Genomic DNA, 24,749 nt, shown 5'->3' with positions numbered 1-24,749 from the left:
CCAAACGGAGGCAGGAGCAACTGGAGGTCTCCTTGCTCCAGGGCGAGCTGGAGGGAATAGTCTGCGTTGACATGTTCGGGGAGGGCTATGACTTTCCAAAGCTGAAGATCGCAGCACTCCATGCGCCGCACCGCTCCCTAGTTCCAACGATACAGTTCATAGGTCGGTTTGCGCGAACAAATGATGAACGCACGGGCAACGCTACTTTAGTGTCGACTGTGAGTCGTCTGCAAGATGCCACCGCAAGGCTCTTTCAAGAGGGAGTGGACATCGCTTCCCTTATCGACGAAGAGGCGAGGCGTCAGCTCGCCGAAGGGGCTGCCGATGAATCAATCTTGGAGATCTTGAAGCCGAAGAGGCAGACAGTCTCGGACTACGACGCCGTGTCGCCAATGTCATTTGAGCTATATGCCCATGCTCGAATCTTTCAGTGCGACGTGGCCCCGGACTTCACTTTGTTTGAGGCATTGATAGGGCGAAGGCTTCACTTGGCTAAGCAGTGGATCTCGGATGATGGGTTGATCACACTGCTTTTGACCGTCGACCATGAGCCGCCGAACTGGGCGACTGCTGACGTGCTTGTAAATGTACGACACGACGTTTTCCTGCTGGCCTACAACGCTGCTACACGGTTGTGCTTCATCGGCTCCACTCGTAGAACAGATCGCTTATATATCGCACTAATGCAGGTCGTGGCCAAGGATCACCATAGACCTTTGAGCTTCGAGGAGACCATCCGTGCGCGCGCCGGCCTTACGGATATGCGCTTCTACGCTGTTGGCTTGCGTAACACGGCCATAAATTCGCAAGCAGAATCCTATCGCATGCTAACTGGACCTCGTGCTGAGCGAGCGGTTACGCCGGGCGATGGGCGCGCCTACGTACAAGGACATTACTTTGGGAGTGGATTGGAAGATGGCGAGCGTAAAACCATCGGAGCCAGTAGTAACTCGCGTATATGGAGCAATCAACGTCTCTCTATATCGCAATACCTTGACTGGATATCGAAGCTGAACAATCGCTTGAATGGCGATGAAACGCTGGCAGAGTCTCAGCTAGATCTCGTCCAGCATTCGCGGACGTTGCGGCGAATCCCAGATGTTGTCATTGGTGGAAGCTGGGCGCGCAATGCCTACAAGCAGGCGCACCGGTTGAGATATCGACGTGTTGGGCAGCAGCAGTGGCTCTATCGCCAAATCACTGATCTAGAGCTCTCGTCATTCGCCTCAGGACCTGATGGCCTGGATTTCGAAATCGTCTCGGACTCAGATGCGGTGCCCTACCGCATGTCTTTAGCCGGGGGCGCATTGTTTCGACAGCACGGCGCTGGTTGGGAAGTCGAAATATCTAGCACGCACGATGACTGGTTGGATTTTGACCAGTGGCTTTCTATGCACCCTCCAATCTTTTACGCAGCCGACAAGTCATCGTTCGAAGGGATGAACTGCTTCCCGCCTCCGAAGCTGGCCAGCAATCGGCTTCTTGATGAGGACGTCGAGAACCCTGGGTGGGATGGCTGCGAGATCGGTAGAGAGTTTGACGCCGATAATCCCGAACGAATGACGGTCCACAGACATTTGGAATTGTGGATCAGGGCGAAGGAAAATCTCGAGGTCCTCGTTTATGACCACAGGACTGGGGAGGCCGCCGACTACATCGCGGTCACACGAGAAGAAGACGACAGAGTCCTCGTGAGTCTGTATCACTGCAAGGGAGCTGGGGGCGAACCTGACCTGCCCCCAGACTTAGTACGGCACCGACATAGAGTCCAGGGTTTCAAACCGTTGTTGCCGATGCGCCTGAGCAAACTGCTCCGGCGTTAAGTATCCCAGCGCGCTATGCGGGCGTTCGGTGTTGTACTCGACGCGCCAGTCTTCGATCAAGGATTTGGCTTGGCGCAGTGACATGAACCAATGCTCATTCAGGCATTCATCGCGGAATTTTCCGTTGAAGCTCTCGATGTATGCATTCTCCACGGGCTTGCCTGGTCTGATGAACGACAGCTTCACGCCGACCTGATAGGCCCAAGCATCCAAGGCCCTGCCAGCAAACTCTGGGCCGTTGTCCACGGTGATGGATTTGGGCAGCCCACGCAGTTCCGCGAGCCGTTGCAGCACCTGCGCTACCCGTAATCCCGGCAGTGAGGTATCGACCTCGATGGCAAGACACTCGCGCGTGTAGTCATCGACGATGTTCAAGCACCGGAACCTGCGGCCATAGGCCAGACCGTCGGACACGAAGTCCATCGACCAGCTCTGATTCGGCGCCGTCGCAACGGGACGAACTACCCGTTCTGCGGGAGCGATGCGCTTGCGGCGACGCTTACGAACGCTCAAGCCGGCTTGGCTGTAAAGCCGCCAGACCCGCTTGTGATTCGTCTGCCAGCCTTCACGGCGAAGCAGAATATGGATGCGCCGATAGCCGTAGCGTCGCTTGAGCGCTGCCATCTCCTTCATGCGCTCGGTCAATGCCACGTCGCCCGTACGCTTACTTTCATAAGCGAACAGCGACCGGGAAATGCCTACCAGCCCGCAGGCCCGGGTGATACCCATGCCGCGCTCGGTCATCAACGTTTTGACCGCTTCGCGTTTGGCCTGCGGGCTTGCTACTTTCGGCTCAAAAGGTCCTGAAGCGCAGCCTTGTCCAGCATAGATTCAGCCAACAGCTTCTTGAGCTTGTTGTTCTCTTGCTCCAGCTCCTTCAGTCGCTGGGCGTCCGAGACGGTCATACCGCCGAACTTCGCCTTCCAGTTGTAGTAAGTGGCCTCCGAGATCCCGTGCTTGCGGCACAGTTCGGCCACCTTGGCCCCTGCCTCGGCCTCCTTCAGCACCCCGATGATCTGTTCTTCTGTAAATCGTTTCTTCATTGCCGTTCCTTTGTGAACGGACTCTACATCGATTTCGTACTAACCACGGGGAGCAGGTCAAGGGGGCGCGGCCGTTGGAAAGTGGTTGGTGAATGCGTAGCCGACACTTCCATCAGGTGGGGCCGCCTTTGTCACGGGAGCTTAAGGGCGCGGGCGCAACACTGAAGGGTTTTTGAACATACTTGGACAACTGCTCGCAACGCGTCGAAGGTGGCCCAAATGCAACAAATGTACTGGGAGAGCTTTGCCGTGCTTCGCGGTGCCGATGACCAGGCGGACCAGCGGCTCTCCGCTTCGCACACTGAATAAAACTCGACCGTATTTACATGCTCCGGGCGCGAGAGAGCTCGCGGAGTTTTACATAGTTCGTGTTTTGAGAAATCTGCGGGGCGGAGTCAGCGATTTGGTCTAAGCACAGAGCTAATTTCTGCGGTATCCATTGGCGATCGTCCATTACGGCGCTTAGTAGCGCTAGCGCATCCATCGGGTAGCGACTACACAATTTTGAGCTGTAGAGCCTTTCCACGATGAAGTGCGAATGTTCAATACGCTGAAGCCAGGCAAGTACCTCAGCTAGTGCATCGGGGAAAGCGTCTCTGGCAGCAATCACGAGCCGTGTCAGTGACTCTGCTATTCGAGGGGTGGCGAACTCGCGCGATTTTGGCCAGATTTTTTGCCAAAAAGGCTTTGCTCGGTGTGCCCAATAGTCCTCACGCTGGTCTCCGGCGCCCTCGAGAGCCTGATAAAGAGCCTGCGCAGACTCTTCAAGTCCTTCTTGTGGTAGTACTCCAATCGCCCCGCGGAAATCCTCCTCGGTATATCCTTGGGTGGGACCCAGAGCTGCGTAGGTCAGTAGGGCTGCAAACTGTTGGCGGTGTTCGCCAAGCTCGTCATAATGGTGTGCAGTGGCCAAGAACTGCGACTTGAATGAAGCCAACAAAGGTTGGTACAGACGCGGAGACCAAAGGAATCCTTCCCAAACCGCCTTTGCTTCATCGGGCTCGTTCCACGCGAACAGCGGCAATAGGTGTTGTTCAGTCCAAAGACGGTCTACACGAAAAAAGGCAATTAGCTGCGATCCTAGTAGCACCCGCCCATGACGAAATCGGTCTATTCGAACATCACACAGAGCCGTGAACGTAGATTTAAGGTCGGGCGGAAGCAGGTCGTCGTCGCTCGGGTTTCGCTTAAACCAAACGTTCATTAAAGCTTGTGTGACGTGGCCAACAGGGTGGTTGATCGCTGCGCCCACGGGGTCGTAAGTTTCGACGCCGCGATGGACTACACGGTGGCCGATATCTGCTTTAAGCGGCAACGAAAGCACGCGATGGCTAAGGTCCATGAGGATGTCTTCGTGTAAGTCCAGAGACTTGGAAGAGGCCTCGATCCACCACGATGCGGCGTGGCCTACGTCTTGAAGGACAGCTTCAGGCATTGTGCGAACCAATGGAGCAGCATATCGCCATGCGCGGCGCACCACGCCATCTTCCGCCCAAACTTGCATGGCCTCACGCCATCGACTCGCAGGCCATACGTCGTCTTGCGCAAGATCCCACAATGCCAGCAGGCAGTGAAAGAAGCGTGTGCGGCAAACTTCGCGCCAAGTATCGTCATGGAATGGTGAATTTTCTGCAGGTGATCGTTTAAGCCATTCGACCAGATCGCTTCTTTTGCGCGGAGCTATGTCAACGTATCGGCCATCTTCGAAATCTGGATCGCCCGTTCCGCTCATCCAATGTGAGAACTCGTCGCGTTCGTTCGAGGCTAATTGCCAGTCTGGATAATCGCGAGACAATTTTTCCAGTCGCAACGCGGCACGCGCGCCCAACGCGAGTCCGGATGAGCTAAGTTTGGCGAGATGCAGCCAGATAGCGCGGTCCGCGATACTGCGCCAGTCATCTTTTTCCAGGCCGTCCCGATACATCTTGCGTGGTGGACCAGCTAGAATGACCTTTTCCAAGCGTGCTTGAGAGGCTTTGGGTAACCGGTTTCCCTGCAATACCAGCAGCCTATATACCTCGCGCCCTGTATCCGTGGACCATAGCCACCACGCCTCTTCCGACAGGAGCCAGCGCGCCCATTGTTCAGGCTGTATGCAATTATCTTTGCTTGCGGCAAAAAGTGCCAAGCGCTTAAAGGTGGGGTACGGTAAGTCGAACCAGCTTTGTGCGATAAGCGATGCGCGTGTGTTATCTAGCTCGCGAACCGCCTGCCACGAATCGCGCAACAATTCGATTAGGCTGACCCACTCTCGAAAACCTCGGTTCTGCCAATGTGGTTCGATTGATGGCAAATCCCAGTGAGATCGATCGCTACGTTCGTTGGCCTCGTTCAGCTCGCCCAGCAGGTCGAGTGCGTCACACAATAGTTGCTGGAAATCAGCAAGGAGTTGCGGCAACGCGGCCCCCCACGCTTCACTTTCAAGGTCGCGCAATGTGGACTGCACATGATCATTGGTCAGCGCGAGTTCCCACTCGACTAGCTGTCTGATTGGAGTAGGATCATCTGGGCCAGCCGCTTCTTCATCAAGCCAGCGGAACGGCTGCCTAAGAATCACTTTGGGTGCGAGGAGTTCGCGCAATTCTAGGCGCAATGTGGTACTTAAACCCTCGCGCTTCAGGCGCCCTACCCAGCGATGAAGACTTGGCAAGGACCGCATAGTTTTAACTCGACCGCTGAGCAGCAGGCGCCACAATCTGCGCATGGAAGTTCGTGGAATTGATCTGGGAGCGTGCGTGCGGATCGCGTCCAGCTCGGCTATTTTCCCTTCACGTTCCAATGAGGCAATGCGATCCAGCTCGTTATCTAGCATCAATGCCCAGCGGTCTCCAACTTGTCCTCCATGTTCTGCAATCCAAATGATCAACCGCGGGTCATCGAGGTGTCTGACTAGCCAGCGAGCCAAATGCGACATGATGCCGTCCCACTGGCTTCCGGCTACGGATACCGATGTCAATACCATGGGAGGGGCACAGTCGTAGGGGGCGGGCCGTCGCACTAAACTGAACCGCAATTTAGGATCAACATCGGTGCGGGCGGGAACGCCAAATCGGGAAAGGTCGCTGTGAGTGAAACACTCATGTGCGAACGGCCCTAATAACCAATCGAGTGATGGTGCCGGGTTGAAGTCGGCGAATTGCTTGGCCGGTAGGCCCGATTTGTCCGACAAAGCCCAGAGCATACGCCCCACAAAATCGTCCTGGCTTGTGCTGTCCTGGGGCCGTGCCAGCGCGTGTTTCACAATGATTGCCTCTTTGCCTTCTACCCCATCACGATAAGTGTCTGCCCAGGCGCGCATAGTTCCGTGCAGCGCCGAATGGTCGTTACTCCCTGTGGGAACGGTGTAGAGGATTGGTGTTACGCCTTTCGCCTCCCACTCTATGGTCTTCTTTCGCTCCTGCCCCGGCTGGCAATCGCCGAGAGCCCAGGCCTGCGGGGAGATCTCGCCCAGTATTCGATCGGCTGCCAATGCGTCCATCATGTAGCGCAACACTGGATCGTTGATGCTGTAGCCTACGAAGCAAACCACGAAATTTCGAAATAGTTCGCTCACGAAGCGAGCAGCCCAACGTTCCGTTAGGTATGCAAAGCCGAAGTCGCCGCTCGTAATGACTAGCCGGTTCAAGGATGTCTCGTCGGGCTTTTCCGGTAATAGGCCATGCAGGTAGACAATTCCGTCCCATCGGCTTTTTTTCGGAATCGGCAGCATAGGAGCCGCGTAAGATTGGAACTTTTGGTTCGTTCGTTTCGCGGCCGAATGAAAAACGCGGTCAAAGTTGGTGGTTACTAGGCGCAGTGCCCCATCACGACCCCGTGCTAACCGCAATAAGGCGATCTGTGTTTCGACGGCCCCCCTGAGAAGAAGGTTGGGCTTGAGCGCCTGAGCCAGTGCTGTGCGGAGGGCTAAGCGCTGCCCGGGCAACCGCCGTTCCAGCAGATCGAGCGCTGCATCGAATTGCTTGCGGTCTAGTGCATCTCTTTCAATATCGGAGTGAACCGTCCCAGTTAGTTTATATATTCTCTCCACCAAGCCTTCGAAGCCAGGTAGTCCCGCGGGATAAGAAATGCCTGCCCCGCAGAAAAACACTACACGACCTTCTTCGTGTGCTTGCAAGAGAGCATCAGGGATATCGGGACCGTTGGTGACGAACTGCACTTATGCCTCTTCTAAAGGTGGACTGGGCCTGCATGGCTACAGGTCGTATTATCCGGCGTTCTTATAAATCTGGATGATGTGGCGACAATTCGGGGTGGCGACAACTCTTGCGTTTGGGGGCAGGAGTGCAATCGCGATTGCATCGGCCGGGTTTGTCATTGGTCGACACGATCATTTTGACCTATCCCAGAATCGTTAAATCGGGGAATAAAGATCTGATTTTCGTTGCGAGCAACGGAGTCGAACGTGGCGCAACTTATCCGTCGAGTCGTCTGCGCTTTTAACGGGCACGCGGGACATGTCGGCCTTAAGAATTCCTACCAGGCGAGATGCGCCAGTGAGAGATGGACGGCTTCTTCGATTAAGGCGTGGCCAGTGTTCGGGTATTTCCCTTTGCTAGGTGCCTGAGGAAAGCGCCGGTGCCGTTAGTTAAATTGTGAGGCACTAAGACTCAACGAACAATCCAGGAGGCGTTCTTCACTCTGGAAGTTTCCTCCGGTGGCACCGGTCAGGGCAGGTACGGTTGTATCTGTTAACCCCAAGTACCGTACATTCCTTCATGTAGGTACGGTAACGAGGCGAATCGATCTCCTCTTGCCCAGCGGCGGCTTTTGGTCGGCAAATGCCTATGAGGCCCGCCATTCTTTGTGGCGTGGGGGGGTGATGATGGGAAGCGGAATCGACGTTGCGGCAGCACCTGACGGCCCGGACGCACTCGACCCGGCGCCGCGCCGTCTTGCTGTCGAAATTCATCCAACTTGGGATTTACGTCATCCAGTTTTGGAATCGAGAATTTTCGATATACAAGCACTGGCGCGGCTTCCGGCCAGGTTTTCCTTCTGAAGGTCTGATTTCCCGGTGCGATTGCAGGGGGGGGGGAGCCCCCTACCCCTGTGGGTCTCGGCCGGCGTGAAGCCACGGCTATTGATTTGACGGTGATGCCGTCCCCTCGCATGCTGAATGTCGACAGCTCAGCAGGGTGCCCCAGCCCGCTATGGGTTGCTCGAGAGCCGGAATCTCTTACGGCTTCACCGAGGTAATGGCACAGAGAGATTGCGTGACTTGCCGATCCGGTGAAGATCCGTCAGTCGGCGGAGTAAGAACCATCTGCACCCCGCCTTTAACACTGTTCACGGTATACGGTCTATGACGCAACCCGCGCACTTGCAGCGAAGTCGTGCTAGCTTGCTCACGATGATTCTGCATGATGGAGTTGGAGTTGGAGTTGAGCCGGTCCGGTGGACGGTTTCCGGTTTGATTCTCAAACCATTTGAGGTGCCCCGTCAGCATACTGTGGGTCATGCTCGGGAGCATTGAATCGGGTCTGCTGGCTCCTTTCAAAGTTCAGGGGTGAGAGGTAGCCCAGGCCGCTGTGGCGGCGCCTGGGGTTGTACCAACCTTCAATCCAGGTGAAGACGGCCATGCGGGCCTGCGCCTTGGACTCGAAGCTGTTGCGCTCGATGAGTTCTGCCTCCAGGCTGGCGAAGAAGCTCTCGGCCATCGCGTTGTCATAGGCATCGCCCACGGTTCCCATTGAAGGGCGAACGCCCATTTGACGACAGCGCTCGCCGAAGGTCAGGCTGGTGTACTGGCTGCCCTGGTCGCTGTGATGGATGACGCCTTGCGGCTTGCGCTGGGTCAGCGCCATGTTGAGCGCCGAGAGCACCAGCTCGGCCGTCATGCGCTCGCCCATGGACCAACCTACCACACGCCGGCTCCACACGTCGATGACCACCGCCAGGTACAGGAACCCTGTCCAGGTGGGCACGTAGGTCATGTCGGCCACCCAGAGCTGATTGGGGCCACTGGCCCGGAACTGGCGCTTGACCAGGTTGTGGGCCGGCGAGTCGCGTTTGTCGCGCCGCGTGGTCACCGTGAAGCCCCGGCGGCGGCTGATGCCCCGGATGCCCGCTGTGCGCATGAGGCGTGCGACGCGCTGGCGGCTGATGCACACGCCTTGCTCGACGAGCTCGGCCCGCACACGTGGCATGCCATAGGACTCGTAGGAGTCCTTGTGAATCTGGCGGATGCGCTCGGTCATCACCGCGTTGGTGATGCTGCGTTGGGAAGGAGCGAAGGAGCGCGTTCGCGCCAGGCGTAGAAGCCGCTGGCAGAGACGCCCAGAACACGGCACATGGTGCACACGGGGAAGTCGGCCTGGTTCGCCATCACGAGTCCGAAGACTTCGTTGAAGTCGCATCGCTGCGACCGGCAAACCAGGCCGTAGCCTTTGCCAGGATGTCGCGCTCTTGCTGCAATTGGCGAACCTGGCGGCGCAGCCGGCTGAGCTCCTCGCGCTCAGCCGTGCTCAAGCCTTCCTTACCGGGCAACGGCTTGCCACTGTCGATGGCGGCCTGGCCGACCCAGTTGGTGATGGACTGCGCGGTGACGTTGAACTCGCGGGCGAGTTCGGCTGGCGTGCGCCCGGCACGCACCAGCTCGACCATCTGCTGTCTGAACTCCGCCGGGTACGGCGGTTTGACCTTGGACATTTGCGGCTCCTTGAACACAAAGAATGATGTGTCCACGATACCGGGTCAACTCCAAACAGCCTGCTTTCAAATCGTTTTGGCGGGCCGCGTTCAGGCGCTGCGTTGGCGGTTTTGGTTCAGGCCTGCGGCCTTGAATGCCTCGAATAGCGTGGCTCCGTGGGATGAGAGCGTCACGTCGGTGCGCCGCAATAGGCCTATTGGCTCATCGGTTCCGCCAACCGGCATGGGAACCCGCACCAGTTCACCGCTGGCGACATAGCTGTCGACCAGGCTGGCAGGAACGAACCAGATTGCTTCATTCTGCAGCGTGAGTTGAAGATTCAGCGAGACCGACAGGCTGCAGATTCTTGCCGCGCTCTCGGGCACGCCGAATGCGGCTAAGACGCTATCCGCCGACTGGCGGATGAGGGTGCCCGCGGTCGGCAAAAGGAGGTCATAGGAACCAAGCGTGCTTGCTGTGATGGCGCCCCGGAGGATGGGATGTTCCGCGCGGACGACGATCGTGAGCGGTTCGCGAAAGAGGTGCTCGAAGCTCATTCCCGTCATGGATGATGGCTCGCCCAACCGGCCAACGACGAAATCGACCTCAGCCGCTTTGAGGCTGCGCAGCAGTTCCAAGTTGGGTCCCGTGTGGACGTCAATGCTCACGGTCGCAAATTCCCGCCGGAATTCCGCCAATGCCGCTGGGAACAACACCTGGGCAAGGGTGGGAAGAATGCCGACCCGCACGACGGAAGGAGGTGCTTGATTTCCGCCCCGGAGTTTTTGCACACCTTCCTGTAGAGCCGACAGGGCTGCGTTGGCATAAGGCGCGAACATCCGGCCGTGATCGGTGAGTTCCGCTCCTTTACGTCCGCGCTCGAACAGGCGAGCGCCGGTCGCCGACTCCAACTCCGCCAGGGTTTTGGAAACCGCAGGCTGAGTGATGGCAAGCGCTTCACTCGCTTTTTGCAGGCTGCGAAGTTGGGCGACCGCGATAAAGCATTGAAGATGCCGTAGTTTGATGCGATTCCCGTGTATGTCGATATCCATAACTTTTTCGGCATCTTGTAGATATAAAAGATCACTATATATAACTTTCTGGCGTGGTTAAAGTCGTCCTATTCCACCTACGACCGGGGTCTACTTTGAGCCACGAAGACGCTATCCTCCTTACGCCTCGCGATTGGCAGGCAAATCCGCCCTACAGTCATCCGCCGTACAAGTCCTCTGTATTGCGCAGTCCGTCGCTGCCCTTGGTGCCTCTGAAGGGCGCGCTGGGTAATCGGCTTGCGCCCGTGTACGGCAGCGAGCAGCTGGGGAGTTTGGATAACGACCTGACCCTAAACGCGGTCAAGAACGGAGCCCCCCTCGGCGAGCGCATCATCGTGACGGGCCGGGTGCTGGATGAGTCAGGCAGGCCCGTTCGCCATACGCTGGTGGAAATCTGGCAGGCCAATGCGGCGGGCCGGTATGTTCACAAGGGCGATCAGCATGACGCGCCGCTCGACCCCAATTTTCTTGGGGCGGGGCGCTGTATTACGGATGATCAGGGGCGCTATCGCTTCGTCACAATCAAACCGGGTGCGTACCCGTGGGGCAACCATAGCAATGCGTGGCGTCCGAATCACATTCATTTTTCGCTCTTTGGCCAGTACTTCGGGGCGCGGCTTGTGACGCAGATGTACTTTCCGGGCGACCCGTTGCTCGCGTTGGACCCCATCTTCCAGGGCGTGCCCGAACAGGCCCGCGACCGCCTCGTGGCGCGGTTCTCTCTTGCCGCGACCCAGGAAGGTGTGGCTCTCGGCTACGAATTCGATATCGTGCTGCGCGGCGCGCGCCAGACCCCCACGGAATAACCATGAGCCAACTAAAGCAGACTCCCTCCCAAACGGTCGGCCCGTTCTTCGCATATGGCCTCTGTCCGGAGCAATACAACTTTGATTTGAAAAGCCTGTTCACCGCCAATGCGGCCGAACCCGGCGTGGCGGGCGAGCACATCATCATCACGGGCACGGTCTACGACGGCAGCGGAGCCGCGGTGGGCGACGCCATCGTCGAGTCCCTGCAGGCCGACGCCTCGGGGCAATACGTTGCCAGCCACGATGACGCGATCGCTCGCGGATTCAAAGGCTTCTGCCGTGTCGGAACAGGCACGGAGGAGGGCAATAGGTTCGTGATTCGTACGATCAAGCCAGGACCAGTTGCCACTGGTTCGGCTCCCCACATTGATGTGATCCTTCACATGCGCGGCATGTTGATGCACGCCTTCACCCGGCTCTATTTCGAGGATGAGCCGGCGGCCAATGAGAGCGACCCTGTCCTGAACGTTGTTCCCGCAGCCCGCCGCCGAACGCTCATCGCCAAGCAGGTCGCCGGCTCGGGGGTGAAGCAGTATCGCTTCGACATCCACCTGCAAGGTCCGGACGAAACGGTCTTCTTTGACTGCTGAAGGAGCGCCGATGGGTACGCTGACAGATCTGCTGCGCGGTCATCCCGCCATGAACCATGTCTGGTCTGAAGCCGGGACCCTTCAGGCCATGCTCGATGTCGAAGCGGCGTTGGCCCGTAGCTGTGCAGAGCATGGCGTCATTCCTCAAGACGCGGTGGCGCCCATCGTTGCCGCATGCCGTGCCGATCTGTTCGATATCGATGCCCTCAAGAACGAGGCATCGGCCGGCGGAAACCTGGCCATTCCGCTTGTTCGGGAGCTCACGGCAAAAGTGAAGCGCGCGGACATCCGGGCGGCGGGATTTGTGCACTGGGGCGCGACGAGCCAGGACGTCATCGACACCGGCCTGGTACTGCAACTGCGTTCCTCTCTGGTGATCCTTGAGCGGCAGATCAACCGCCTTGCGTCCAGCCTGGCCGCGCGGGCGAGCGAGCACCGTACCACGCCGACGGTCGGCAGGACGTGGTTGCAGCAGGCCCTGCCGATGACCTTCGGACTGAAATTCGCGCAGTATCTCGATGCCGTGGCCCGTCTGCAGGATGACCTCACGAGGCATCAAGAGAACGTGGCGGTGCTGCAGTTTGGGGGAGCCGCTGGCACTTTGGCCAGCCTGGGTGACCAGGCATCGGCTGTCTCCCGGTCCCTCGCGCGTCACCTTGGACTGAACCTGCCCGACATCCCTTGGCATACGCAACGAGACAGACTCGTATCCGTGGCGGCATGGATGGGCATGTTGACGGGAGCATGCGCGAAGATGGCGCGCGACATGAGCTTGCTGGCCCAGACCGAAGTCGGCGAAATCGCGGAAGCCAGTGCAAAGGGCAAGGGAGGCTCCTCGACCATGCCGCACAAACGCAATCCGGTCGGTTGCGCCGTCGTGCTCAGCGCTGGAGTGAAGGCGCCACACTTGGTGGCGACTCTATTCAGCGGCATGGTCCAGGAGCACGAAAGGGCGCTTGGCGGTTGGCAAGCAGAGTGGGACGTCTTGCCGGAGCTCGCAGTGGTCACTGGCGGTGCCGTGGCGACGACTGCCGACATCATGTCGGGGTTGGAGGTGCACACAGACCGGATGCTGCAAAACCTGAACATTACGCGGGGCCTGATCCAGGCGGAAGCCGTCATGCTGGCACTAGGTATGCACATCGGGCGCCTTCCTGCGCACGAGGTGGTCGAGAGGGCATCGCGCCTGGCGGTCGCGTCAAATCTTCCCTTGCTGGAGGTTCTCTCGCGGGACGCCGCGGTAACGGACTATCTGTCCCCTGCGAGGCTCGCCGAGCTGTTGAGCCCGCTCAACTATTGCGGCCAGTCGACCGTCTATGTGGATGCTGTTCTTGCCAAGTACCACAGGCGACCGAGCGGTCCGGTTGCGCGCGGCGACGCGGCGAATGAAACGGAGGAAGACAATGAACGAGCATGACCGCTATGAGGCAGGATTGGAAGTCCGGTCCAAGGTGCTCGGAGAAGCGCACGTGCAGCGTTCCTTAAGCAACCGCACCGCATTGAGCACAGAGTTCCAGGACCTCATCACGCGCTACGCATGGGGAGAGATCTGGACGCGCGACGGCTTGCCCAGGCATACGCGCAGTCTCATCACCATAGGCCTGATGGTTGCCCTGAACCGCCGGGAGGAACTTGCGCTGCACCTCAAAGCAGCGAAGAACAATGGCGTATCTCCCGAAGAGATAAAAGAGGTGCTACTTCAGACGGCCATCTACTGCGGAGTACCTGCAGCAAACTCGGCCTTTCATCTCTTCGACAGCCTGTTCGCATCCGAGTAGCCCCGGCGTGAGAGGCGCGCCTTGTATCCCTGCAATGGATCGCGGGGATGCTGGCGCTTGTTCGCCCGAAAGCGGCGCGGCATCTTGTTCTCAGGGAAAACGCGAACGGAAAAAAAGCATTAGCTGATTGAACAATGCTTAGGTCTCTAATATTATTTTGAAATGCGCCCGGTTGGTGTCAGACCGCAAGAAACGTCGACATTCACCCTCACGAGAAGGCGCGGATCCAACGGAGACAATCATGTTCAATAGTTTCTCGAAGCGCATTCCGTCCTGTCACTTTGCGCGGCGAAGGTTTGCGATCGCCGCTGTCTTGTCCGCGCTGACATGGTCGGCGAATGCCCTTGCAGAAGATGCAGCGAAGTTTCCCTCTCATTCGATCCGCTTCATCGTTCCCTACGCCGCAGGCGGACTTCCCGACACGGTTGCGCGCGTTGTCGCTCAACGCGTAAGCCAGAACCTCGGGCAGCCTGTCGTGGTTGAAAACAAGCCGGGCGCAAATGGTGTGATAGCCGCGCAGACGCTCACGAGCAGTCCGCGCGATGGGTATACGTATCTCGTGACCGATGGATCGATGATGTCCATCAATCCGGCACTCTACAAAGATCTTTCATATGACCCCAAGCGGGATTTCGTTCCCGTCTCGCTGATCGCCACTTCTCCGTTGTTTCTCGCGGCTAACAGCCAGAGCAACATCAATACGCTCCAGGAGTTCGTCGAGCGCGCGAAGCGTGATGGCGCGAAGATGAACTATGGCTCTTCCGGCGTGGGAAGCTCGCACCACCTCACGATGGAAGCGTTGAACGTCGCGCTCCACTCCAAGATCACCCATGTGCCCTTCCGCGGCTCGGGGCAGTCCGTTCCCGCAATGATCGGGGGCCAGGTCGACGTCGTGTTCGCGGCGCTGCCGTCCCTATCCGGCTTCGCGGAAAAGGGACAGGCCAAGATCCTGGCGACCAATAGCGGCCAGCGTTCCGCACTTGCCCCGAACATTCCCGCTATCGCGGAGATCGTTCCCGGTTTCGACTTTGCCGTCACCGTGGGCGCTTTGGGCGCGTCCGGAATTCCCCCGTACGCCGTCAAGCGCATGAGCGAGGAAATCGCGAAAGCAGTCAAGGACCCTGCCGTGGTGAAGCAGTTCAACACCCTAGGCATTGAATCCGTGGGCGGTACGCCTGAAGCGTATCGGGACGCGATCGAGGCTGAAGGCAAGCGCTACGAAAGTGCGATTAAGGATGCCGGGATCAAGGCCAATTGAACCGTCGCCGTATCAAGTTGGAAATCCAGCATTGAAAAAATACTTAGATCTCTAATATAATTGATTTGCCAGACGCCGCATGCGTGTGCTGAGAGATCTGAGGATGAGGAGGATGTATGTTGACGAATAAAGAAAACGAGCTGCTCTGTCGCGTTGAAGGTGACGCGCCGATGGGGCAGTTGATGCGCAATTTCTGGATACCTATTTGCCTGAGCGAAGAGGTGAGCGAACCCGACGGAGATCCCGTCCATGCGCGGATCCTGGGCGAAGATCTAGTCGTTTTTCGTGATACCGAGGGACGGGTCGGCGTGATGGACGAGTACTGTCCGCATCGGAGGGTGTCGCTCGTTTACGGCAGAAACGAAGACTGTGGGCTGCGTTGCCTCTATCACGGCTGGAAAATGGATGTCGAGGGAACCGTCATAGAGATGGTCTCGGAGCCGGCAGCCAGCACCATGGCCGAGAAGGTGAAGCACAAGGCGTACAAGGTCCAAGAATGGGCGGGGCTGATCTGGGCGTTCATGGGAGACCAAACCCGCATCCCAGCGTTCGTGCCTCCGCCCTGGGCGCCGGAGAAGTCCGCGAAAGTCAGCATCGCGAAGGTCCTGATCCCGTGCAACTGGGCTCAGATCCTGGAAGGCGCTATTGACTCGGCCCATAGCTCCAGTCTGCATTCTTCGGACTTCGTGCCAGCACGCGTGGGGGGGGCGGAGGCAACCGAAAAGAATTGGTTGAGGCCGTCGACGGACAAGGCCCCGCGCATGCAGGTCCATCGTACCGACTATGGCTTCCGCTACGCGGCCATCCGACGCCCCATTACGAATGCCGCACAGACCGACTATGTCCGATCGACGGTTTTCGTAGCTCCCAGCACCGTGTTGATTCCGCCAAACAATCTGTACAACGTGGCGAACGTCAACGTGCCGATGGATGACACCAATTCGGTCTTCTACTTCGTCGCGTGGGGGGACCGCGCCACGACACCAGACACCGAAACCTGGCGCAAATTCCTTGGCACCAGTATCGGCTCGGATCTTGACGATAAGTACCGCCCGCTGCGTAACGTGGACAACCGGTTCTGGCAGGATCGCCAAGCGATGAAGGCAGGTAACTTTACGGGTATCAAGGGCTTTCCGAACCAGGACATCGCAATGTGGGTAACGATGGGTCCGATCGCCGATCGCTCTAACGATCGCCTCGGGGCCAGTGACTTGGCTATCGTCGAGTTCCGTCGCCAGATGCTTGAGGCGGTCGAGGAATTTTCCCGAGGGCAGGCCGCAATCGGCACTGGCGACAAGCAGGTTCTACCCAGCGTATGTTCATTCCAAGCCATTGTTCCTAAGACCGTCGACTGGCGGGATTTCGAAGCGAAGCCTGTGTATGGCGTCGGTTCTGGACCGCAGCTCGAAAGCAACTACGAAACTACCGCTTAGGGGCAACAGTGCATGTCTAAACTTCAATTGTCTATCGCAATGGGCGACTACGATCGCAATCGCGCCTTGTATGACGGGGCCGTACAGATCGATGGCGTCAATCCGGTGTATGCGCTGTTGAACCCGGAAGAAATGTTCTTCCGTGCATTCCGCTTCCAGGATTTCGATGTCAGTGAGCTGTCGTTTTCCAGCTACCTGGTCAAGCATGCGGCCGGGCAATGCCCGTACATCGCCATCCCGGTGTTCCTGTCTCGCGCATTCAGGCACACCTCAATCTATGTCCGTAAGGACAGAATTCGCCGCCCTGAAGATCTCAAGGGCAAGCGCATCGGGATCCCGGAGTATCAGCTGACCGCGAATGTTTGGGCCCGCGCCATCCTGGAAGAAGACTATGGGGTGAAGCCGTCGGACGTGACCTGGGTACGGGGCGGTATCGACCAGCCCGGCCGGCCCGAAAAGATCAAGTTGAAGCTGCCGGCCAGCGTGAAGATGATCGATGCGCCCGCCGATACGACCATCTCAGACATGTTGGACCGAGGAGATATCGATGGCTTCATGGCGCCGCGCGCCCCGTCGGGTAATGCCCGATTCAATCCCAATATCGGTTGGCTGTTCGACGACCCGACCGAGACCGCAAAAGGCTACTACCGGCGAACCGGAGTTTTTCCGATCATGCACGTCGTGGGCGTGAGAAAAACGCTGGTGGAACAGCACCCCTGGCTGCCAAGCACGCTCTTGAAGGCCTTCGAACAGTCCAAGCTTGCTGCGCTGGAAAAGCTGTCCGACACCTCGGCCACCAAGGTGACCTTGCCGTTCGTGGAGGAGCAACTGAAGGCGGCAAGAGACACATTGGGAGCGGATTATTGGGCCTATGGCGTTGAAAAGAGCTTACCCACGCTGGAGGCATTTACTCGGCATCATCACGCGCAGGGGCTCTCGGAGCGTCAGGTTGGTGTCTCGGAACTGTTCCATCCCAGCACGTACGAGTCCTACAAGATATGAAGGCGGGCGGGAGGCAATGCTTCCCTGCTCAAGGAGGCAATCATGGCAGATCCCACGACCGATAATGCGACATTGATGTCGCTGAAAATTCTTGCTACGCACCAGGCCGCAAAAGGCATACGTTCATTCGAACTCGGACGCGAAGATGGAACCGGCCTACCAGAATTTTCGGCGGGTTCGCATATCAAAATTCAAGTCCCCAACGGAGAGTGGCGGAAATATTCGTTGTGTAACGATCCCTCCGAACGCCAGCGCTATGTCATTACCGTGAAGCGAGAGGCGCAGGGTAGAGGAGGGTCGGTCAGCATGGTCGATGAGGCGAAAGAGGGCGATACCGTTTTGGTCGCGCCGCCCGATAACGCCTTTCCTTTGGTCGACAATCCGGGATCGCTGACGTTCATTGCCGGGGGCATAGGAATCACGCCCATCTTGTCAATGATCCGATCCTTCGGCGAGCTCCCTCCCGCGCCTTGGAAGCTGTACTACTTGAGCCAAGCTGCGGAGACAACGGCGTTCCTCGGGGAGTTGGGCTCGGACCGGTACCGTTCGAATGTCAAGATACACCACGACCTCGGCAATCCGGACGCCTGCTTCGACCTATGGCCAATCCTCGAGAAGCCGAACCGAGGGCACGTATATTGCTGCGGGCCGAGGGGTCTGATGGAAGCCGTGCGCGATATGTCGGGTCATTGGTCGCCCAAGCGGATCCATTTTGAGAGTTTCTTAGAGGGCGGGGGAAAGCGGCCTGAAGACAAGCCGTTCTTGGTGGATCTCGCCAAGTCGAACAAAACTCTTGAAGTGCCCGTGGGCAAGTCGATACTGTCGGTATTGCAGGCTGCGGACGTGCGTGTCGGCTATTCGTGCGAAAGCGGGACGTGCGGGTCCTGTCGGACGCGGATGCTCGAAGGAACGGCAGACCATCGCGATATGGTGTTGCTTCCAGAAGAGCAAGAGTCCCAGATCATGGTTTGCGTTTCCCGAGCCACGTGCGAAAAGCTGGTCCTCGATCTGTAGCCGAACCCCCAATCATGAAAAACGGAAAATTGCGTATCGGCGTGGTCGGCCTGGGGCGGGCGTTTTCGTTGATGCTTCCCACGTTCCTTGCGGATTCCCGGGTCGAACTCGTCGCAGGGTGCGACCCGCGCGCGGCGGCCAGGGATCAGTTCAGCCGAGATTTCTCCCGGCCTGCCTACGAGGCGGTGGAAGCGCTGGCCGCTGACCCCAAGGTCGAAGTCATATACATCGCCAGCCCGCATCAGTTTCACGCGCGGCATACACAGATTGCCGCCGATCATGGAAAGCATGTCCTGGTGGAAAAGCCGATGGCGCTAAGCCTGGCCGAATGTGATGCCATGATCGACGCCTGCGCGCGGGCCGGCGTCCATCTGCTCATCGGTCACTGCCACAGCTTTGACACGCCTTATCTGAGAGCGCGGGAACTGGTGCAATCAGGGAGATTCGGCGCCGTCCGCATGATCCATGCCCTGAACTTCACGGACTATATCTGTCGGCCGCGCAGGCCGGAGGAACTACGGACGGAACAGGGAGGCGGGGCAGTGTTCAGCCAGGCCGCGCACCAGGTCGACATTGTGCGGTTGTTGGCGTGCCAGGAGCCTGAGCGCGTGCGCAGCGCCCTGGGTAACTGGGACGAAAGCCGCCCAACGGAAGGGGCCTACAGCGCGTTGATGTGGTTTCACGGCGGTGCATACGCGGCATTGAATTACAACGGGTATGGCCATTTCGACTCCGATGAATGGATGGGGTGGACCGGCGAAATGGGGTTGCCCAAGTCGTCGGAAGACTATGGCGCGGCCCGGCGGCGGTTGAAGTCAATTGCAGGCCCCGCGGAGGAGTCCGCGCTCAAAAATGCGGGCACATATGGCGGGAGCGCCTATACGCCGCCCAACCGGCAGGCGCCCAGCGTGGCGCGCCATCAACACTTCGGACCCTTCGTCGTGTCGTGCGATAAAGCGGATCTTCGGCCGCTTCCGGATGGTATCTACGTCTACGAAGACGACAAGAAATACCTCATCGACATCGAGCCTCCCCTGGTTCCAAGAGCCGAGGTCATCGACGAACTCTATGCCGCCGTTCATGCCGGGCAGCCATGCTTGCACGGAGGGGAATGGGCCCGGCGCACGCTGGAGATCTGCCTTGCCATGATCGAGTCGTCCCGAGTGTCGAGAGATGTCGTCTTATCCGGGGTTATGCGCGACGTTTGATCTGTGACAGCCGGCTTAAGACCGTTTCGGGTATCATTTTTAGCCATCTAAGTACACGAAACTTCTTATAGCCAATGACTTCGAAAGAAACCAGGACAGTCCTTGACCACTGGCGCGAGGCTGTTCCAGACGATAGGCTTGCACACCTGATTAAGGATGCCACGCGCGCTCTTGTCCGGGGCCTGCAAGTCCGCTTGTCAGACTACAACGTGTCGTTCGGTCACTGGACCTTCCTGCGAATCCTCTGGGAGGAGGATGGCCTGACTCAGCGGGAGCTGAGTGAGCAGGCTGGGGTAATGGAACCAACAACGTTCTCCGCGATGAAGGCGATGGAGTCGCTCGGTTATGTCGAACGTAAACATCTGCCGGGGAACAACAAGAACATCCATATCTTCCTGACGCGAAACGGCCGCGCGCTCAAGAAGAAGCTGGTACCGCTTGCGGAAGAAATCAACGCGATCGGCACACGCGGCCTGACCGAGGTCGAAATAAAGACCACGCGCAAAGTGCTACTCGCAATCATTACCAACCTGGCGGAAGACGAAGCCGCCCTCGAGAACGCCGAGCGCAAGGTACCCTCGACCCGGGAGCTGTCCCGCCGGATATCATCGGCCGAGTGAGCCGCCGCTAATCGATCCACGCGCCCAGGCAAGGTGTTTGGGCTGGATTGATCTCGTCCAGCCCGAGTGCTGCGGCGTGCATCGCTGTTGCAATAAAGTTAGATCTCTAATATTCTCGTTCATGGTCAACCCAGCGCCGCTTGGCGTTCCTGGTGTTGGCGCAAACAATGGATGAGACAAAAATGGACTTGCTGTCCCAGGTGCCGTGGACTTTCGCAGGGATCCCAGAGCTTGCGCTTCTGGGATTTGCCGGACTTGCTTTTTTTGGGGCAGGCGTCGTCAAGGGAACCCTGGGGGTAGGGCTGCCGCTCGTCGCGGTGCCGCTATTGTCGCTAGTGCTGCCGCCGCCCACAGCGATCAGCCTGCTGGTGGTTCCCGTGCTCATCTCCAATCTTTGGCAGGCGTGGCAGGCCGACAAGCCAGTAGGGTATGCCATGCGTTTCAAATGGCTGTCGCTGAGCCTGCTGGTGAGCACGGTGGTATCCGTCCGGTTGTCGCTCGCGCTTCCCACCGAGGTCTTGAGTGTGCTTGTGGCCGCGTCGGTCATCTGTGCGGTGGTACTGATGATGTACAAGCCGCAGGGTTCGATACCGCCTGAACGGGAGCTTCCGCTTGGAATTGGGGTGGGCGTCCTGGCGGGCATGATGGGCGGACTGTCGTCCATGACAGGCCCTTTCATCATCACGTACTTGCTCGCGCTCAAGCTACCGCGGGACGAGTTCGTGGGCAGCATCAGCATCATCTACCTGTTCGGGATGATTCCGCTTTACCTTGCGCTTGCCTACTACGGTCGCCTTGGTTTGGTCGAGACGTCGATGTCGTCGCTGGCTCTTGCGCCGATGGCGCTGGGAATGATCATGGGCCGGCGAATGCGCGCGTTCCTCAGCGAAGAGGCCTTTCGACGAGTATTGCTGGGCTTCCTGGCTTCGGTGGCGGTGCTGCTGGTTTCCAAGGGGGCTTGAGCAATCCGCCCTGCGATGTCCTCGCGCGGGCTCCCCTATCTGTGGCGCTGCTTTACCGATGCAGGGGGGCTGCGGCAGGCCGGCCGCAGCCTGCCAGGATATCTGCGGCTAATCGTCGTGCGACCGTGTCATGCCCGATGACATTGCCGGGCTGTATCCCGGTGTCACGTGGACATCGACGACGACGCTACCCCCGGCGCGCACGATTTCCACGGCGTTGCGCAAGACGCCCACCAATTCCGCCGGCTCGGAGACAGGGCCAAAGCCGGTAAGGCCTTGCGCGCGGGCCAGCCCTGCCAGATCAGGCGCAGGATCATCGATGCGTTGCCCGATCCACCGGTTCTCGATAGGCCGGCTGCGATCCCGCGCGACGCGTTCCTGGTGCAATTCGTCGTTGAAGAAGGATCGATTGTTGGCGACGATTATCAGTAATGGAATTCTGGCGTTGGCGGCGGTCCAGAGTGCGGACACCCCCATGAGGTAGTCGCCGTCGCCGATGATCGCGACGGGAAGCCGGCCGGAGTCCTTGAGCCCCAGCGCTGCGCCTACCGCCATGCCTGGCCCTGACCCGATTCCGCCGCCGCCGTCGTAGCCAAGATAGTCGAGCGGGTGGTCGAAGTCGCAAAGGTCGCCGGACCATCCCAGCGGCAGGCGGATCAGGCTCATGTCCAGCTCAGCGGCGGCCGCCTCGACATCGGCGGCAAGCTGAGCGATGGAAATCGTGTCCGACTTTGAAATCTGGCTGCGCGGATATGGGCGCTCGCTGGAGGAGGGCCGTTTTTCCGCTTGGGAAAAATCAGGGTTTTCGACTACCGACGCCACGAAGGTGTCAGGGTCGCACAAGAGGGTGAGATCTGTCTGGGGCAGGGCCTGGTGATCCATGGACCAGCCGTTGTGGACGTACTGATCCAAAGACACGTGGACGACGCGAGCATGGCATGCAGCGTCGCCAAAGGCCTGGCCCAGTGTCCCTGCCAGGTCGAGCCAGTCCAGGCTGATGATCAGGTCGGCTTGCCTAAGTGTCTCCGCGGCCTGGTGAGAGAGAAAGAACCCAGGGGCGGCGGCATGTGCGCCGTGCGAGGTGGGAAAGGCAGCGCCAAGTTTCAGATCGGTCAAGACCAAGGCCCCCCAGCTTTCCACGAGCCGCACGCGCTGCTCCCAGTCGGCGGTTTTTCGAGAGACTCGCCCCATGAGGACGACGGGTCGCCGCGCGGCCCGGACCCATTCCATTACTTGGCGCACGTCCCGCGCCAGCGGCCGCCCGCCCGCGGGCTGGGGGTAGCGGGTCCGGTCCAGCCGAGGCAGCCGGTCATTGACCGGCGCTTCCTGTAGCGCCGCGTCGAAGCAGACGTAGGTGGGGCCTTGCGGCGCCGTGTTCGACATCATCACCGCCCTGGCGATCGCCTCCTGCGCGGCTTTGGGCGATGCCGGCTGCGCATCCCATTTGACGAAATGACGAACCAACGCGCCCTGGTCCTGCGCAGTGTGTATCCAGTCGATCCAGGGACGGCGTTTCGCTGCGTCTACGGGGCCGGTCGCTCCCAGTACGAGGACCGGGGTGCGGTCCGCCCAGGCATTGAAGATGGCCATTGATGCGTGCATCAGGCCGACGTTGCTGTGAACAATGGCGCCGCACAGATCTCCCGTCACTTTGGCATAGCCGTGCGCCATGGCGACGCCGTGCTCCTCATGCAATACCAGTAGCATTTGCGGCTGGTGGTTGCCCAGGTGGTTCACCAGACTATCGTGCAGCCCACGAAAGCTTGCGCCCGGGTTGACGAAGAGATAGCGGATGCCGACGTCTCGAATCGCGTCGGCGATGACGTCGCTTCCCCAGCATCCACTTTCAGACGGAGAGGGCACGGGCACATCGCGACGAGGGTAGTCCTTGCTCATATCGAACTCACATTGATGATCTTGATCGGGTGCGCAGGCACGGGCGGTGCTCTGGCGGAAACGCAGGAAGGCTTAGCGGCTTTCCGCCGAGATTCCCGCTTGCTTGATGACTTGGCCCCAGCGCTTGAGGTCTTGTGCCGCAAGTTCGCGAAATTCCTCGGGTGTGCTTGTCTTAGCTTCGATGCCTTGTTCGGACAGTGACTTTTGCACGCTGGGCTTCGTCAGGACCGCGCGGGTGTCTTGATTGATCTTCTGCAGAATTCCGGCGGGCGTGCCGGCAGGGGCAGCCAGACCCACCCATATGTCGCTTTCGTAGCTCGGATATCCGCTTTCGGCGATGGTGGGAACGCCCGGCAGCAAGGCTGAACGATCCTTGCTTCCGAGCGCGAGCGCCCGAAGCTTACCGGCTTGAATGTGGGGCAGGACCGAGTTCAACGGCGCAAACAGCACGTGGACCTGGCCCGCCAGAAGATCGGCGGTGGCGGGGGCCGCGCCCTTGTAGGGGATGTGCGTCATGCTTATGCCGACGACGCTGTTGAATAGTTCGGCCGAGAGGTGCTGGGGAGACCCGGCTCCCGAGGAGGCGTAATTCAATTTGCCGGGGTGCGCCTTGGCGTACGAGACGAGTTCCTGCAGCGATTTTGCCGGGACCGAGGGGTTGACGACCAACACAACGGGAACCGTCCCAAGCAAGGTGATCGGGGCAAAGTCCTTGGCCGGATCGAAATTCTGCCGGTACATGACAGGATTCACGGACATCACGTTGTTGGCGGCGATGAGCAGCGTGTACCCGTCTGCCTGAGACCTGGCGACGAATTCGGCGCCGATGTTGCCGGCGGCCCCAGGCTTGTTTTCAGCGATGACGGGCTGTTCCCAATTTGCGCTGAGCTCCTGGGCGATGACGCGGGCAAGGACGTCGTTGCTGCCGCCGGGCGTGAACGGAATGACCATTTTCACGGCCTTCTCAGGGTACTGCCCTGTGGCAGCAGCGGGCGTTGCGGCAAATGAGGCACAGAGCGCGCAGAGCACGGACGCGATAGTGATTTTCATGTCTTCCTCCTCGGCTCGCATGGAGCCTTTATGTTTTTTTCGGTCTGCGCCAATCAGGCGAAGTAACGCCCTGCCATAAAGGTTGGTGGAATCTCGTTGTTCTCTGCCGAATAGCCATCGAAAGGGCGGCCGTCCATTCCAATACGCTGCAGGACGTCCACGTCCGGCGAAACGGCCGTGCCGATTCGAAGCAGGACCAACGCTTCATCGTCGAACGCCTGGAATTTGTAGAAGCTCCCGGCGGGCAGCAGGACGCAGTCGTAACGCCGCGCCTCGTGCACCTCTCCAGCGGGTCCTTCGAACCGCGCCCCCCCCTGCAGCACAACAAACACGTGGTCTTCGTTGGGATGGGCGTGCAATTCGTTTTCGCCACCCTCGGCGTACGTCTTGAGGACGACGCTCAGCATGTCAGTGGCGCCGAGCACCTGATTGGTACGGCCCGTTGAGGGAAGCGGGGCGGTCAGATGGAAGAAGCTCGGCGTCTTTTTCTGGGCAAGCCGCAGAATTTCGGCTCGCCAGTCATCGGCGCTGTTAACGATAGGAGCGACGGGCCGGCTTCTGGTTTCTTCAGGGGTTTTCATCG

General features: G+C 59.0%; 18 protein-coding genes and 1 pseudogene. 12 read left to right on the top strand and 7 right to left on the bottom strand.

Translation table 11 applies throughout. The annotated features are described in order from the left end of the window. Positions 1 to 32: 32 nt before the first annotated feature. Positions 33 to 1,823: a hypothetical protein gene (locus ACZ5YA_RS13515; protein ID WP_464092667.1), complete on the top strand. Its 1,791-nt coding sequence runs from the start codon at positions 33 to 35 to the stop codon at positions 1,821 to 1,823. Here ACZ5YA_RS13515 and ACZ5YA_RS13510 read toward each other — a convergent pair. The 4 genes and pseudogenes from ACZ5YA_RS13510 to pcaQ form a co-directional block, all read right to left on the bottom strand. Further along, positions 1,746 to 2,866, bottom strand: a protein-coding gene (locus tag ACZ5YA_RS13510; protein WP_464092666.1) for an IS3 family transposase whose coding sequence is annotated in 2 segments (ribosomal slippage) — positions 1,746 to 2,608 and positions 2,608 to 2,866 — 1,122 coding nt in all. Because the reading frame shifts where the segments join, the coding sequence is not laid out codon by codon here. The genes ACZ5YA_RS13515 and ACZ5YA_RS13510 overlap by 78 nt on opposite strands. A gap of 322 nt (positions 2,867 to 3,188) precedes the next feature. Further along, positions 3,189 to 7,022, bottom strand: coding sequence for an anti-phage defense-associated sirtuin Dsr1 (gene dsr1 / locus ACZ5YA_RS13505; RefSeq protein WP_464092665.1), 3,834 nt, complete (start codon positions 7,020 to 7,022; stop codon positions 3,189 to 3,191). Positions 7,023 to 8,283: 1,261 nt separating this feature from the next. Next, positions 8,284 to 9,514 (bottom strand): annotated as a pseudogene (locus ACZ5YA_RS13500) (IS3 family transposase). 90 nt (positions 9,515 to 9,604) lie between these two features. Continuing rightward, positions 9,605 to 10,546, bottom strand: a complete 942-nt coding sequence (pcaQ, locus tag ACZ5YA_RS13495) for a pca operon transcription factor PcaQ (RefSeq protein ID WP_054505156.1) — start codon at positions 10,544 to 10,546, stop codon at positions 9,605 to 9,607. Positions 10,547 to 10,641: 95 nt separating this feature from the next. Between pcaQ and pcaH the strand changes: the two genes are divergently transcribed. The 11 genes from pcaH (at position 10,642) to ACZ5YA_RS13440 (ending at position 21,220) form a co-directional block, all read left to right on the top strand. Then, a complete protein-coding gene (gene pcaH / locus ACZ5YA_RS13490) occupies positions 10,642 to 11,352 on the top strand; it encodes a protocatechuate 3,4-dioxygenase subunit beta (protein WP_076472461.1) in 711 nt (236 codons plus the stop codon). A gap of 2 nt (positions 11,353 to 11,354) precedes the next feature. Further along, entirely contained in the window at positions 11,355 to 11,945 is a 591-nt protein-coding gene (gene pcaG / locus ACZ5YA_RS13485; protein WP_054505155.1) for a protocatechuate 3,4-dioxygenase subunit alpha, read from the top strand. A gap of 10 nt (positions 11,946 to 11,955) precedes the next feature. Then, a complete protein-coding gene (locus ACZ5YA_RS13480) occupies positions 11,956 to 13,362 on the top strand; it encodes a 3-carboxy-cis,cis-muconate cycloisomerase (protein ID WP_054505154.1) in 1,407 nt (468 codons plus the stop codon). Continuing rightward, positions 13,349 to 13,723: a 4-carboxymuconolactone decarboxylase gene (gene pcaC / locus ACZ5YA_RS13475; RefSeq protein WP_464092664.1), complete on the top strand. Its 375-nt coding sequence runs from the start codon at positions 13,349 to 13,351 to the stop codon at positions 13,721 to 13,723. Before ACZ5YA_RS13480 ends, pcaC begins: the two co-directional genes overlap by 14 nt. Before the next feature lie 241 nt (positions 13,724 to 13,964). Then, the gene (locus ACZ5YA_RS13470; RefSeq protein ID WP_081398533.1) at positions 13,965 to 14,981 is read left to right on the top strand and encodes a Bug family tripartite tricarboxylate transporter substrate binding protein; all 1,017 of its coding nucleotides are present in this window, start codon (positions 13,965 to 13,967) and stop codon (positions 14,979 to 14,981) included. 116 nt (positions 14,982 to 15,097) lie between these two features. Continuing rightward, the gene (locus ACZ5YA_RS13465) at positions 15,098 to 16,414 is read left to right on the top strand and encodes a Rieske 2Fe-2S domain-containing protein (protein WP_343498438.1); all 1,317 of its coding nucleotides are present in this window, start codon (positions 15,098 to 15,100) and stop codon (positions 16,412 to 16,414) included. Between the two features lie 12 nt (positions 16,415 to 16,426). Continuing rightward, complete coding sequence (locus ACZ5YA_RS13460) at positions 16,427 to 17,416, top strand: ABC transporter substrate-binding protein (protein WP_054505151.1); 990 nt, start codon at positions 16,427 to 16,429, stop codon at positions 17,414 to 17,416. Between the two features lie 42 nt (positions 17,417 to 17,458). Further along, on the top strand, positions 17,459 to 18,430 hold the full coding sequence (locus ACZ5YA_RS13455) for a PDR/VanB family oxidoreductase (RefSeq protein WP_054505150.1): 972 nt from the start codon (positions 17,459 to 17,461) through the stop codon (positions 18,428 to 18,430). Between the two features lie 14 nt (positions 18,431 to 18,444). Further along, complete coding sequence (locus tag ACZ5YA_RS13450) at positions 18,445 to 19,638, top strand: Gfo/Idh/MocA family protein (protein ID WP_054505149.1); 1,194 nt, start codon at positions 18,445 to 18,447, stop codon at positions 19,636 to 19,638. A 74-nt stretch (positions 19,639 to 19,712) separates the two neighbouring features. Further along, the gene (locus ACZ5YA_RS13445; protein ID WP_054505148.1) at positions 19,713 to 20,258 is read left to right on the top strand and encodes a MarR family winged helix-turn-helix transcriptional regulator; all 546 of its coding nucleotides are present in this window, start codon (positions 19,713 to 19,715) and stop codon (positions 20,256 to 20,258) included. Between the two features lie 182 nt (positions 20,259 to 20,440). Continuing rightward, positions 20,441 to 21,220: a sulfite exporter TauE/SafE family protein gene (locus ACZ5YA_RS13440; RefSeq protein WP_054505147.1), complete on the top strand. Its 780-nt coding sequence runs from the start codon at positions 20,441 to 20,443 to the stop codon at positions 21,218 to 21,220. A 108-nt stretch (positions 21,221 to 21,328) separates the two neighbouring features. Here ACZ5YA_RS13440 and ACZ5YA_RS13435 read toward each other — a convergent pair whose 3' ends face one another. The 3 genes from ACZ5YA_RS13435 to ACZ5YA_RS13425 all read right to left on the bottom strand — a co-directional run bounded on the left by ACZ5YA_RS13435 (position 21,329) and on the right by ACZ5YA_RS13425 (position 24,747). Beyond that, a complete protein-coding gene (locus ACZ5YA_RS13435) occupies positions 21,329 to 23,116 on the bottom strand; it encodes a thiamine pyrophosphate-binding protein (protein WP_063589227.1) in 1,788 nt (595 codons plus the stop codon). A 72-nt stretch (positions 23,117 to 23,188) separates the two neighbouring features. Then, on the bottom strand, positions 23,189 to 24,166 hold the full coding sequence (locus tag ACZ5YA_RS13430) for a tripartite tricarboxylate transporter substrate binding protein (protein ID WP_082886979.1): 978 nt from the start codon (positions 24,164 to 24,166) through the stop codon (positions 23,189 to 23,191). Between the two features lie 53 nt (positions 24,167 to 24,219). Continuing rightward, positions 24,220 to 24,747 (bottom strand): cupin domain-containing protein, encoded by a 528-nt coding sequence (locus ACZ5YA_RS13425; RefSeq protein ID WP_063589229.1) that lies wholly within the window; start codon positions 24,745 to 24,747, stop codon positions 24,220 to 24,222. Positions 24,748 to 24,749: the final 2 nt, after the last annotated feature.

Source organism: Achromobacter sp. JCM 18799 (genome assembly GCF_055395645.1).
The sequence above is the reverse complement of the archived record's forward strand: the minus strand, read 5'-3'. Positions and strand labels throughout refer to the sequence as shown.